We start from the raw sequence: 12862 nt of genomic DNA on the forward strand, positions 1-12862 counted from the left end.
ATCTGAACCTGCCGTATCGGGGTCAACCTCGTCGCAGGGATGATCCTGCGTTGGAAAGAGGGCCGCTATGGCAGTTTCATTGGATTTTTCTTTGGCGGGCAAGGTTGCGATCGTCACTGGCGCTGCATCGGGGATCGGCGCGGCTATCGCACAGGCATTCGCTGCCAAGGGCGCGCACGTGGCGTTATTCGACCTGAATACAGGGAAGGCGCGGCAGATTGCCGACACGTTGCCCGGCGAAGCGCGCGTCTTTTCTTGCGATGTGACCGATCCCGACAGCATCTCATCGGCCGTCACGGGCGCCGCCGAGACAATGGGTTCCATCGACATCCTGGTAAACTCGGCAGGCATCGTCGATCTGGCGCCGGCGGAGGAATTGTCGTCCGAAGCATGGACGCGCACTCTCGACATCAACCTGACCGGCAGCTTTGCGATGGCCCAGGCCGTGGGACGTGTCATGATCGCCGCCGGCAAAGGCGGCAGGATCGTCAACCTCGCCAGCCAGGCCGGATCGGTCGCCATCGAGGGCCATGTCGCCTATTGCGCGGCAAAATTCGGCATCATCGGCGTCACCAAGACGCTGGCGCTGGAATGGGGCAAGCATGGGATCACCGTCAATTCGATCTCGCCGACGGTCGTGCTGACCGATCTTGGCCGAAAGGCATGGGCGGGCCCAAAAGGCGAGGCCATGAAGGCGCAGATTCCCGTCGGTCGTTTCGCCGAACCCGACGAGATTGCCGCGGCGGCAGTTTTCCTGGCCTCGGACGCTTCGGCGATGATCAACGGCGCCGATCTTCTGGTGGACGGCGGGTATACGGTGAAGTGATGGATAACGATAACACGTACGACCGGTCTCAACTTGCCATGCAGCGGTTTTTCAACGACCCGGACGACATCGTCGACGAGACGGTTGCGGGTTTCGTCAAGGCGCATGGTGATCTGGTGCGAAAGGACCCGATGAACCCGCGTGTGGTACTGTCGCGCTTTGCCCCGCAGGACGGCAGGGTCGGAATCGTGACCGGCGGCGGTTCGGGGCATGAGCCCGCGTTCATCGGCTATGCCGGACGCAACATGGTGGATGCTGTCGCGGTGGGCGAGCTGTTCTCGTCGCCCACGGCGCAGGCTTTCGCGGATGCGATCCGCGCGGCCGACGGCGGTGCCGGCGTCGCGGTCCTTTACGGCAATTATGCCGGGGACAACATGAACGTGAAGATGGCCCGCGAGATGGTGGCCGCAGACGATATCGAGGTCGGTCTGGTCGTTGCGAATGACGACGTATGCTCGGCCCCCCCGGCCGAACGTGCCAAACGGCGCGGCGTGGCGGGCGAGATCTTCATGTGGAAGATCGGCGCGGCCCGGGCAGCGGCTGGCGGCAACCTTGCCGAGGTTCAGGCGGCGGCCCAGAAAGCCATCGATTCCTGTCGCTCGGTCGGTCTGGGCCTTGGTCCCTGCACGCTTCCGGCGGTCGGGCATCCGAATTTCCAGATCGCGCCCGGCACCATGGAAGTGGGAATCGGCCATCACGGCGAACCCGGCACCCGCGTCGAGCCATTGAAACGCGCCGACGATGTTGCGGATGACATGCTGCGTATCGTCCTTGGCGACCAGAATCTGGCCGAGGGGACCGAGGTCGCAGTTCTGGTTTCCGGCCTGGGGGCGACACCGGTCAACGAACTTTACGTGCTTTACGACCGCATCGAAACCGGTCTCGAGGCTGCAGGGCTCAGGGTGTATCGGGCCTTTGTCGGCAACTATTTCACTTCGCTTGAAATGGTGGGGGCAACCTTGACGGTGATGGCTCTGGACAGCGAGTTGAAAGAACTCCTGGATGTCGAATGCGCCTCGCCGGGCCTGACATCGCCTGGATCGTCCGTTCCGTCGCCTGCGCCCAGTTCGACACCCAGGCAGCGCAAAGCCCGGTCCGCCGAGTCAGCGGTCGCGATCGAACGCGCCCCCGATGCTGCTGGCCAGCCGCGCTTGGGCCTGAGATCGGCGTCCGCCATCGTCGAGGAAATTGCAGCCGTCATCGTGGCAAACAAGGCTTATCTGTCCGAGATTGACGGCCTGATCGGAGATGGCGATCACGGCATCAACATGGCCAAGGGGTTTGGGCGCGCGGCCGAGCGTATTTCCGGACAGAACCTGTCGCTGGATCAGGCGCTTCTGGTCCTATCGGACGTGCTGATGACCGAGATCGGAGGCTCGATGGGTCCGCTTTATGGCTTCATGTTCCGCAACATGTCCCTGACCATCAACGAACGGCAGGCCATCGACGCCGACGGGTTTGCGGTCATGTTGCAGGCCGGGCTGCGGGGCGTCAGGATGACCGGAGCAGCCGAGATCGGTGACAAGACCCTGATCGATTGCCTCGTGCCTGCAATCGCGGCATTCGAGACCACAGTTCCGGAAGGCTTCGCGCCCGCGCTGAAGGCAATGAAAGAGGCGGCCGAGGAAGGCCGGGACAGCACCATCGACCTGGTGGCGCGGCTTGGCAGGGCAAGTCGCCTTGGCGAACGTTCGCGTGGCGTTCTCGATGCCGGTGCGACCTCCTGCTGCCTTATCCTCAATGCTCTGGCGGACAGTGTGGCCGCGCGCCTTTCAGAGGAGTGACGCACAGCGACACAGCATTGCATCAACGCATCTTCCCGAGGATAACGGACGGCATGCAGATGTTTACCCGAAACGATCTGACCTTGCTGTTTCGCGTCCTGGCCGAGCGCATGGGGGCAGAGCAGGATTATCTTGCCGAACTGGATGGCGAGATCGGCGACGCGGACCACGGGGTCGCCATGTCTGTTGGTTTCGCAGCAGCAGCCAAGGCGCTGTCGGAGGGTGAAGCCGACGCGCCGAGACTTGCCGACGGCATGGTCCTGGCTGCCCGCGCCCTGCTGAACGAGATCGGCGCGACGACCGGGCCCCTTTATGCCAGCGCGCTGTTGCACGCCGCCAAGTTGCTTGGGCAGGAAACTGAAATTCCGCTTGCTCGCCTGCCCGAGGTCGTTGTCGCGATCTCGGAGGGGGTCGCCGCACGTGGACTGGGCAAGCCGGGTGACAAGACCATGCTCGATGCATGGGCCCCTGCGGCCCATGTCGCCCGTGCCGGTCTGATGGCGGGACAGGATGTCTTGGATACGATGACCAAGGCCGCTCAGGCGGCGGCCGAGGGCGCAGAGGCAACTCGCGCCATGATGGCGGCAAAGGGGCGCGCCGCCCGCCTTGGACCGCGCAGTCTTGGCCATCTGGATCCGGGCGCCGCCTCGGCCGCTGCGCTGTTGGACAGCATGGCGCAGTGGGTTGCCGCGAAAGCCGGGCGGTCGGTGCAATGAAAAATGGACCGACAACGCGCGGAGCGGGCGGCGCGCGCGGCCCCTTGCGCTTTGGCGAGGATCCACTGCTCTGGGCTGCCTGGCTTTACTATGAAGACGGCATGACACAGGGCGACATCGCGACGCAGATGGGTATTTCGCGCGCTTCGGTGAATGCCTATCTGGCGGATGCGCGAGAACGCGGCATCGTTTCGATCGAGATTGACCCGGACCGTTTTCGCGCCCTCAGCATCGCGCAGACCCTTCAGGAACATTTCGATCTGATGGACTGCCTGGTCATCCCCTCGGACGGCCGGGGCAAGCCACTGATCGACAGGCTGGGGGATGCGGGGGCGCAGGTGTTGGCGCGAACCGCGCAATCGGGCGATACGATCGCGATCACCTGGGGCAGGACGATGCTGTCACTGGCCGACAGTATCCGAACCAGCGGGCTTCAGGATCTGAGGGTCGTTCAGGCGACTGGCGGCACCACCGCCAAGATTCCATGGACGCCCGAGGCCTGCGCAACCACCCTTTCCGATGCACTTGGCGCACGATGCATCCCAATATCGGCCCCCGCCATCGTGTCCTCGCCGGAAATGCGCGAGTTGCTATTGCGCGAACCGGTGATTGCCGAGCAGATGGGCGTGCTGTCCGAGGCGAACCGCATCATATTGGGCATCTCCTCGCTTCGGCCGGAAAGCACAATACACACCAGCGGCTTCTTCGACGCCGTGGACATGCAGGACTACGGAAATGCGGCAGTCGGCAGCATCGCCGGACGGTTGATTTCGGCCTCTGGCGAGGCCGTCGCTGGCCCCTTGGAGCCGCGCACCATCGGCATCGATCTGGACAGCCTTCGCACGATCCCGTGCCGGATCGGTGTCGCGGGTGGGATGGACAAGGTGCAGGCCATTCTGGCGGCGTTGCGTGGCAAATTGGTCAACGTCATGGTGACCGATGCAGACACGGCGCGCGCAGTCCTTGCATCCGAGGGTCGCGACATCGGCGCCCCCAAGCGCACGAACAAGGCCGGCTCTGCCTTGCCCGAGCGGTTACGGGTCAAGAAGTTCCTCAACCGTCCACAGGATGCAGTCAATGAGGCTATCGCGGGCGCCGTGCTGGCGCACGAGGGGTTGCTGTCACCGATTGATGGCGCGCCACGCGCCTTGAAGGCCGCAATCGGCCCGCGACCTGGCAAGGTCGGGTTGGTCATCGGTGGCGGATCGGGCCATGAGCCGGGCTTTCTTGGCTATGTGGGGCCGGGCCTTGCCGATGCCGTCGCGATCGGAAATATCTTCGCGGCTCCGCCACCCGACCCGATCCTTGCAGCCACGCTGGCCGCCGATGGCGGCGCAGGCGTGCTGCATATCTTCGGGAACTTCTCGGGCGATGTGATGAACTTTGAAATGGCCGCCGATCTGGCGGCCGCCAAGGGAATTCCCGTGCGCTCGATCATCACAACAGACGATATCGCCTCGGCCCCGGTCGAGACTCGCGCAGCTCGGCGCGGTGTCGCCGGAAACGTCTTCGTCTTCAAGATCGCCGGTGCCGCGTGCGACAGGATGCTGCCACTGGACCGCTGCGCCGAACTTGCCAACCGAGCCACGCAGCGTTGCTACACCATGGGCATCGCGCTTGAACCCGGAACTTCGCTTGAGACCCGCCGCCCCAGCTTCCGCATCGGCCCTGATGAAATGGAAGTCGGTGTGGGCGTCCACGGAGAGCGCGGCATAGCCAGCGACAGGCTTGTCAGCGCCGACGCCGCAACGGATTTGATCGTCGACCGGATATTGACAGAGATGGCTCCGGCGGAAGGGGATCGGGTGGCACTGTTGGTCAATTCGCTCGGCAGTACGCCACAACTGGAACTTTATATCATCAACCGCCGTCTCAGGCAGCGTCTTCGTGCACGCGGTGTCACGGTGCATCGGACGCTGATCGGTCACTACTATACGTCGCTCGACATGGCTGGCGTTTCGATTACCGCGATGCTTCTGGACGATGAGTTGGCCGCCCTGCTGGACCATCCCTGCCAGTCGCCCGCCTGGCGGGTCGTCTAGGATCCGGGCATGTCGAAGAAATAAGCTACGTCCCTTCAAGGATTGGCCGGCGAGGCTGGAAACGATGAATGCCGCCTGACGAGGCTATAGAGCCCGTCGAGTATCTGGCGAGGGTTCTTCGGCCTTGGCGCTGGTCTGCCATGCGTCCCGCCAGACCGGTTCCGACTTGACGGACTTGAAGAAGATCCCGGCGATCGCGGTATCGTAGCAGTTCCCGCGCCCGTTCATCGAGATCAGAAGACCGCGTTTTCGGATTGGCGCCTGATGGTGAACCTGTTCCGGCGCTGGTTCGCGAACCACGAGAGCGCGGCGCAGATCTGCGAGACGGCAGCGGCATGGACCACCTTCGCAACGACGAAAACCCTCGGCGATTTCTCAGGCCGCCAGCAATGCCTGTCCAGCGGGTGGTGACCTCAGACGATCTATCGGCCCCTTGCAATCTTCCGGTGTCCCACCTAGATGCATGGCTATCTATTAGCATGCTATTTTGTCAGATGTCCCATCCCGAACGCCCCGAAGCAAATCTTTTCCGTACACTCAGTTCGCTGACACGAAAGGTCCGCACGCTTTTCGATGCCCGCTCTGGCGAGCATGGCCTGACCGAGGCGCGGGCGCGCCTGCTGCTTCACCTGTCGCGAAGCGGTCCGCTGACGCAGGCCGATCTTGCCGAGGCGATGGAGGTGGAGCGGCCTACCATGGCGCGGCTGATCGATGGCATGGAAGCCCAGGGGATGGTGCGCCGCGAGATCGTGCCCGGCGACCGCCGCCAGCGTCATATTGTCCTGACCGCGGCCGCACAGGACCAGTGCGCAGCCGTCCTGATGCTGACAGAGCAGTTGCGGGCGGACGTCTTGTCCGGAATCCCCGAGAAGGATCTTGAGGTCACGAACCGGGTTCTCTGCCGCATGCTTGCCAATGTGGCGGAAGCGGGCCGATGACGGATCGCGAACACCTCTCTTCCGGGACCGCGGCAGAACGGTCCCCGCAGCAACCGGCGGTGCCGACGGCCCGCGTGGCTGGGGAGGGACCGGCATCGGAAGGGTCCGATTCCCGGGCTCAATCAGCCGGGGCGCAACCACATGGCCTGACGATGCCACCACTGCGCGTGCGGTTACTTCGCGACCTCTGTTGTCCTCGCGCTCGCGCAGGGGTTCGGGCAATCGGTGATCTCGGCCAACGCGCAACAGTTGCAGGGCGTCTTCGCCACGACCCAGGCCGAGACCGCCTGGCTGACCGCAGCCTACATGGCGCCCAACGTCTCATTGACGCTGGCGCTGATAAAGATCCGTGGCCAGTTCGGGATTCGCCGGTTCGCCGAAATTTCGATCGTCGGCTTCGTGATCGCTGCCTTGCTCAACTTTTCGGCCGAGGGGTTCGGCGCCAACATCGCGGTGCGGTTCCTGTCCGGCGTCGCCGCCGCGCCCATGACGTCTCTGGCCTTTCTCTACATGCTGGAACCGCTGCCGCCGCATCGGAAGATGAATGTCGGTCTGTCGGCGGCCCTGACCTTCATCTTCATCGGGTCGCCTGTCACCCGACTGATCTCGCCGCATCTTCTTGATATCGGGCTATGGCACGCGCTGACGAGCATGGAAGTCGCGCTTGCCACGATCGGGCTTGGGCTGATCTATCTTCTGCCGCTGCGAACCCCTCCGACGCCGATGAAGATCGAGGCGGGCGATGTGGTTTCCTTTCTCTTCATCGCCATCAGTTTCGGGTGTCTGGCCGTGGCGGCGGTGACCGGCCCGGTCTATTGGTGGACGGAACAAGCTTGGCTGGGCGCGCTGATCGCCGTCGGAGTCGCGGCCTTTGCCGTCGCCGCCTGCATCGAACTTAACCGCAAGCAGCCGCTTCTGGATATCCGTTGGCTTGCCAGCCCCGCCATACTGCACTTCACGGCCGCCATCCTGCTGTTCAGGCTGGTGCTGAGCGAACAGACCTCTGGCATGGCCGGCCTGTTCCGGTCGATGGGACTTCTCAACGCCCAGATGCAGGGCCTTTGGCTGGTCGTCATGGGGGCCACCCTTCTGGGCGGTACGATCTGCGCGGTTCTGCTGAAGCCGGGTCGCGAGTTCCAGTTCCACACCGTGGCCCTGTCCCTTCTGATCGCGGGCTCCCTGATGGATGCGCGTTCCACCGCGCAGACGATGCCCTCCGACATGTATCTGTCGCAGGCGATGGTCGGACTGGCTTCGGCACTGTTTCTGCCGCCGGCGATGCTGTCGGGTCTGATGTCAGCCCTTGCGAAGGGACCGAACTACATTCTGACATTCGTGATCGTCTTCCTGACGACTCAGAAGCTGGGCGGCATTTTCGGGGGCGCGATCTTTTCCAGCTATGTGAAGGTTCGTCAGCAGCTTCACGTTCAGGAATTGTCGGCGGCGTTGCCTGCGACCGATCAGCTGGTGGCCGAGCGTCTTGCAAGCACGAGCAAAGCGTTGTCGGCGCAGATCATGGACCCGGCGGTTCTATCCGCTCAATCAGCTGCACGGCTGGCTGCAGAGGTCCAGTCTCAGGCCTCTGTCATGGCCTATAACGACGCATTTCTGATGATCGCCGCGGCTTCGACCGCGGCCTTGGCTCTGCTTCTGGGCCACGCAGCGATCAGGACCTGGCGGCAACGTCGCTGCGAGGTCGCTTCAGAACATGCCGACTCTGAGGCTGGCGCGCGGACACCTGCGCCTGAGGCACCAACGGCTCGGGCGGCTTGAGAAGAGGTTATTGGATGTTTTCGAAATTCACCCGTCATGTCGCAACCCTGCTCGCCGCAGCCACTGGCATTCTGGGCACCGTGGGCGTCCTTTATGCCTGGGGTCTGCCGCCTTTCCAGCCGACCGCGCAAATCACGGAAGACGCCTATGTTCGCGGCAAGGTGACGTTTCTCGCTCCGCAGGTGGCAGGGGAAGTCGCAGAGGTCGTCGTGGGCGACTTCGACCGGGTCGACAAGGGCGATCTGCTGATCCGGTTGGACGATTCCACGTATAACCAGCAGCTGGCTCAGGCAAACGCGCATCTGGAAGCCGCCCGTGCCCAACTCGCGAGCGCCAGGCAAAAGCGCCTCTCCGCCGCCGCGGACGTCGAATCCGCAGACGCGGGGGTCGAATCTGCGCAGGCCGCACTGAAAGTGGCCCGAGCCGAGCTGGATCGGGCCACGGAACTGCGCAGCAGCGGTGCCATCACCGAGCGCGACATCCAGAACCGACAGCTGCAGTTCGACCAGGCACAGGCAACGCTTCGGCAGGCCCGGGCACAGGCCGAGACCGCCCGCCAGAGCGTGGACTCGGTCGCCGCCGAACGCCAGTCGCGCGTGGCTGAGGTCGCCGAGGCTCAGGCAGCCGTCAATCTGGCTCGGATCAACCTGGATCATACCCGCATCACCGCTCCGGCAGGCGGCAAGCTGGGTGAGATTTCGGCACGGGCCGGCCAGTATGTGACGCCGGGCACGCGTCTGGCCGCGTTGGTGCCCGACCGCAAATGGATCATCGCCAACTTCAAGGAAACCCAGATTGCCGGAATGTATATGGGTCAGCCGGTCAGCGTCGAGGTGGACGCCCTGGGTGGCGCGCAGATGAGCGGGCATGTCGAGGGCTTTTCACCAGCGACCGGCTCTGAATTCAGTGTGCTCGGCAGCTCGAACGCAACCGGGAACTTCATCAAGATCGCGCAGCGTCTGCCGGTACGGATCGCCATCGACCCGGATCAGCAACTTACCGATCGCCTGGTGCCCGGCATGTCTGTGGTGGCCCGAGTGAAAATGCGCCCGTAGCGTGACAGCGATGGCAAGCATGCGCCATTTTCTGCGCGTTCAGAATATCTGGCTGAGAGGCTTCTAGAATCCAGATGCAAAAGACAATATTTCTGAAAACAATCGTCCAAAAGGTTTTATTCCTTATCGGTCCTTAAATGTGATCACGCCGAGGTGGCTTTTGCATTTGACACCGCTTCGGAATCACTCTGCCAACAGAACGATGTCGGTGGGACCTTCTATCATGCGCGCGGAAATGGCGCTCTGACCGGACTGATACTGTTGTCGCCGCAGATTGCGATCAAGCCGGATTCTTAGCTGGTCGCATCCTTCCGCACATCGTGACCTCCGGCGCTCACTGGATGTAGCAATAGGCCCGAGTGCTGCATCGCAGCGCATCGTCCTTACCATTCGTTGCATCTGCACGACGATATGCTGGATGGATGGCGCCAGCGCGTGTTAGACTTGCCCCGATCAAATACGGGAAGCATCATGTTCCGCACGCTTCTTTTCGTCGCTGTTGCACTTCTTGTTCCCGGCGCCGCGGCTGCCGAACCGAGCATCCAGACCGAGGCCGACGCCGCTGACACCAGTCTCGGCGTCACGGTGTCGGATCTGGATCCGGCCCAGACATATTGGGTCACGCTGGTACCGCCCGATACGCCAGAGGGCGGATATGACGAATTTCGGTACATTTCAGGCCAGACGGATTCGGCGCTGAGTTTTCAGCGCGTGCCGGCTGCGACGGAATTTCGTCTGCATCTCAAGGGTGCTGGCGATCCGCTGCTTGCCCGTGCGTCGCTTGCGGCGGAAGGGAAGGGGAAAGAAGACCGGGCGCCCGGATTGCAAAGGGAAATCGCCTTTGCCCAACGATACGGCCTGGCCGGAGAATGGCAGGGCGGCTATGTCTGCCCCGATGGTGCCGCCGAGGTGTCGGCCCGGCTCTGGCTTGGTCCTGGCGGCAGTTACCTTGGCGCGATGGATGTGACGTTGGTAGATGGTGACAACGCCGGCGGAACGGGGCGCTGGCCGCTGATCGTCAACTACACCGAACGTTCCCGTACGGTTGCGATCACGCCCGACAGCCCGGAATCAGAGCCGGTCGAACGCTATGGCATGGCTCAGATCTCGGGCGCTACGCTGTCTCAGGACGGGTTGCGGATCGAGAATGGCGCGCTGCTGCGGCATGGTTGCAGCGATTTTCACTTGGCGCGCGCGCCGCTGCCCGAGCCACAGACCGCGCTGGCCGAGGTTGCGCAGCTGGCCGAATCCGGCTTTGGCGGAACATGGCGGGGGGAATATCAATGCGGGGCGCAGATGACGCTGGACCTGGGCTTTGCCCGCCATCCGGCCGCCGGGTTCCCGCTTGCCCGCTGGCGCTATCGCGAGGCTGGACCCACCCCCGGCTTTGACGGCGAGATCGAATTTCAGGTCAAGGCGACCGGTCCGGGCGAGGTGCGCCTGTATCCCCTTGGCTGGGTCAAGCAGCCAAGTGGGCATCGCGCGTTGCCCGTCACGCTGCGGATCGCACCGGACGGGCGCAAGATGGCCGGTGAGATCGAGGGATGTGGGCCGGTCTCTCTGGAACAGACGGACGACACGCCGGTCACGGCGGGGCTGATCGACACGGGTGCGCTGACCGGGCTGGCCGGCACCTGGACTGGCATCGGCCAATGTCACGGCGAAGATCAGATCATGCAGCTTGACTTGGCCGATCTGTCGATGGGCGACGGCGCGGCCGAGTTCCGCTATGCCGAGGTGACAGGCTTCATTCCCGGCGCGTGGCAGAAACTGCAGATCGAGGCTGCGGCCGACGGAACGCTGGCGGCCCGCCTGCTGGAAAATGTGGTGCGTCGACAGGGTCACGAATTCGGTGTTCCCGCGCAGTTGGTCAGGCAGGACGATGGCTTGCATGTCCGGTTCGCAGGCGATCTTTGCCAGCCGGTCACGCTGGCATTGGCCGAAACGCCCTTGCCCTTGACCGTCACGCCGGGTGACGGTCAACAAGACGTTGCCTTCGTCGCCATGGGTGAAGACCAGCTTCGCGCGGCACCGCCCGCCGCCCTTTGCACGTCCATGCGGAGATGGGCGGCACAGTTGCAGCCCGACGAAGCCAATATGTCTCACGACAAGGATTTCGCCAGTTGGCCGGCGCTTTTTGCGGATGACAAGTTCACGCCCTTCATGGGTCTGCCCTATGACCGCCTGCGCGCCTCTCCTCAGGTGGGCCAGGCGCTGTTGGCACCCCTGAGGGATGAATGTCGTGACCTTCGACAGGATTTCCCGTTCTTTTCGAAGGTGATCAATGCCGCGTTCGGCCTTGACCGGAACAGCGATGTTTTCGCAAGCGACGCGCAGCGGTTCCGCGCCGCCGTCTCGCTGGCGCAACGGGACAGCGCCGCGCTTGCGCCGCTGCTGGATCGGATCGCGGCTTTGCCCGTCGATGACCGCATGAGCCCGGCCCTCAAGGCCCTTCGCGCCGAAAGCGAAACCTTGTCGAACCTGACCGCAGGCGATCGGGCGCGTGTCGCGGATCGCATCGCGGCCCGCCAGGACGAGGCCCAACAATCGGAAAACGAGGCCTGGCTGACGGCCCTGGCCGAGGGTCGGGAACCCTCAGGCCTTGCGGCCCTGTCACGGGCCGAGCAGATCCTTGCGACAGCGCCCGCGCAAACGCGGGACGCATGGCGCGACCGGCTGCAACCCCGCGCGGCCGAGGTGGCAGGCACCATCGACGATGCCGCCGCCGCCGGGGCGGCCGATCTGCGTGTCTATCCCGCCATCGCAAGTCGGCTGGACGCACTTGCCGAACAGGCCGCGCGCAGGAAACAGGACGCGTTGCAAATGCTTCGGGATCGGCTTGACGGGGTCGCCGAGATCGCCGGGCTTCGCCCGGTCTTTCAGGAAATCTCTGGCCTTGAGGTGTCGGAGGCGCAAGGTCTCTGGCCTCTCTATGACAGGAAGGCAGGTGATCTGCTGGCCGCGGCCGTCGCCGGCCTGCCCGCCGAACACACCGTGCCGCAAGCCGACCCCGCCCTGTCCGAAGGGGGCCCGGCCGGGTTGCGCAACAATGCATTGCTGACAGCGTTTCTGAACGGCGACCGAATGGTGCCATATCGGGCCGATCGCGATACGACGATGATCTATCTTCAGCAGTTGACCGGGACCTTCAACACCTATTGCCCCGCTGCGCTTCCCTCTGACCTTCCGCGCCTGATCGCGGGGCAGTTCACCGATCTTGACGCGCTGACCGGCAGTCGGGATCAGATGGTTGCGCAGGGACTGCAAAATCTTCTGCAGGGGCTGCAGACGCTTGCGGATCCTGGCCCGGCGGTTGCAGAGGCGATGCGGCGCGATGAAATCATGCTGATGGCCGATGGCGATGCGCAGATCCTGCTGAATGATCTGAACTGCACCGGGCCGGAACTTCGCACGATGTTCGAGAACATCCGTCTTTATGTCCGAGATCCGGCGAAAGACATTCCGGCAGCGGCCCAAAGCATGGCCGATATCTGCATCCGCGCGCTGGATGATGGCATGATCATGAACGAAACGCGTGCCTATTGTCGCTGTTCCGGAACGGTTCTGGAGGCAGCGTCAGACGATCTGCAACGCTATGTCAGGGCGGACCCGCCGCGACATTACCGGCAGATCAGCTTCCTGGACCGCAGCGTGAACCGAAACCTGCAATCCTGCCGTCAACCCATCTGACCGGGCTGGCGTCCCGGCGGTTGCAGTCTGTCTGCCGG

The 12862-nt window shown here is 63.6% G+C and carries 10 protein-coding genes; 9 read left to right on the forward strand and 1 reads right to left on the reverse strand.

Features of this window, described 5'->3' with window-relative positions; genetic code table 11:
* Positions 1–67: 67 nt before the first annotated feature.
* The 4 genes from J7359_RS11085 to J7359_RS11100 are packed head-to-tail and all read left to right on the forward strand — an operon-like array spanning position 68 to position 5368.
* A complete protein-coding gene (locus J7359_RS11085; RefSeq protein ID WP_209056709.1) occupies positions 68–826 on the forward strand; it encodes a GolD/DthD family dehydrogenase in 759 nt (252 codons plus the stop codon).
* The gene (dhaL, locus tag J7359_RS11090) at positions 826–2610 is read left to right on the forward strand and encodes a dihydroxyacetone kinase subunit DhaL (RefSeq protein WP_209056710.1); all 1785 of its coding nucleotides are present in this window, start codon (positions 826–828) and stop codon (positions 2608–2610) included. Before J7359_RS11085 ends, dhaL (J7359_RS11090) begins: the two co-directional genes overlap by 1 nt.
* A gap of 53 nt (positions 2611–2663) precedes the next feature.
* Positions 2664–3326 carry a dihydroxyacetone kinase subunit DhaL gene (gene dhaL / locus J7359_RS11095; protein WP_209056711.1) on the forward strand — a complete coding sequence of 221 codons (663 nt, stop codon included), beginning with the start codon at positions 2664–2666 and terminating at the stop codon, positions 3324–3326.
* Complete coding sequence (locus tag J7359_RS11100) at positions 3323–5368, forward strand: bifunctional sugar-binding transcriptional regulator/dihydroxyacetone kinase subunit DhaK (RefSeq protein ID WP_209056712.1); 2046 nt, start codon at positions 3323–3325, stop codon at positions 5366–5368. The genes dhaL (J7359_RS11095) and J7359_RS11100 overlap by 4 nt, the downstream gene beginning before the upstream one ends.
* An 84-nt stretch (positions 5369–5452) precedes the next feature.
* On the opposite strand, the gene J7359_RS11105 is transcribed toward J7359_RS11100, so the two are convergent.
* Entirely contained in the window at positions 5453–5596 is a 144-nt protein-coding gene (locus tag J7359_RS11105; protein ID WP_209056713.1) for a hypothetical protein, read from the reverse strand.
* 36 nt (positions 5597–5632) lie between these two features.
* Here J7359_RS11105 and J7359_RS11110 point away from each other — a divergent pair, with 36 nt between their 5' ends.
* The 5 genes from J7359_RS11110 to J7359_RS11130 all read left to right on the forward strand — a co-directional run bounded on the left by J7359_RS11110 (position 5633) and on the right by J7359_RS11130 (position 12824).
* Positions 5633–5779 (forward strand): hypothetical protein, encoded by a 147-nt coding sequence (locus J7359_RS11110; RefSeq protein WP_209056714.1) that lies wholly within the window; start codon positions 5633–5635, stop codon positions 5777–5779.
* A gap of 83 nt (positions 5780–5862) precedes the next feature.
* Positions 5863–6306 (forward strand): MarR family transcriptional regulator, encoded by a 444-nt coding sequence (locus J7359_RS11115; RefSeq protein WP_209056715.1) that lies wholly within the window; start codon positions 5863–5865, stop codon positions 6304–6306.
* 225 nt (positions 6307–6531) lie between these two features.
* The gene (locus J7359_RS11120) at positions 6532–8079 is read left to right on the forward strand and encodes an MFS transporter (protein WP_209056716.1); all 1548 of its coding nucleotides are present in this window, start codon (positions 6532–6534) and stop codon (positions 8077–8079) included.
* 14 nt (positions 8080–8093) lie between these two features.
* Entirely contained in the window at positions 8094–9134 is a 1041-nt protein-coding gene (locus tag J7359_RS11125; RefSeq protein ID WP_209056717.1) for an HlyD family secretion protein, read from the forward strand.
* 471 nt (positions 9135–9605) lie between these two features.
* A complete protein-coding gene (locus tag J7359_RS11130) occupies positions 9606–12824 on the forward strand; it encodes a hypothetical protein (RefSeq protein ID WP_209056718.1) in 3219 nt (1072 codons plus the stop codon).
* Positions 12825–12862 lie beyond the last annotated feature (38 nt).

The organism is Paracoccus sp. R12_2 (assembly GCF_017744015.1).
Lineage (GTDB): Bacteria > Pseudomonadota > Alphaproteobacteria > Rhodobacterales > Rhodobacteraceae > Paracoccus.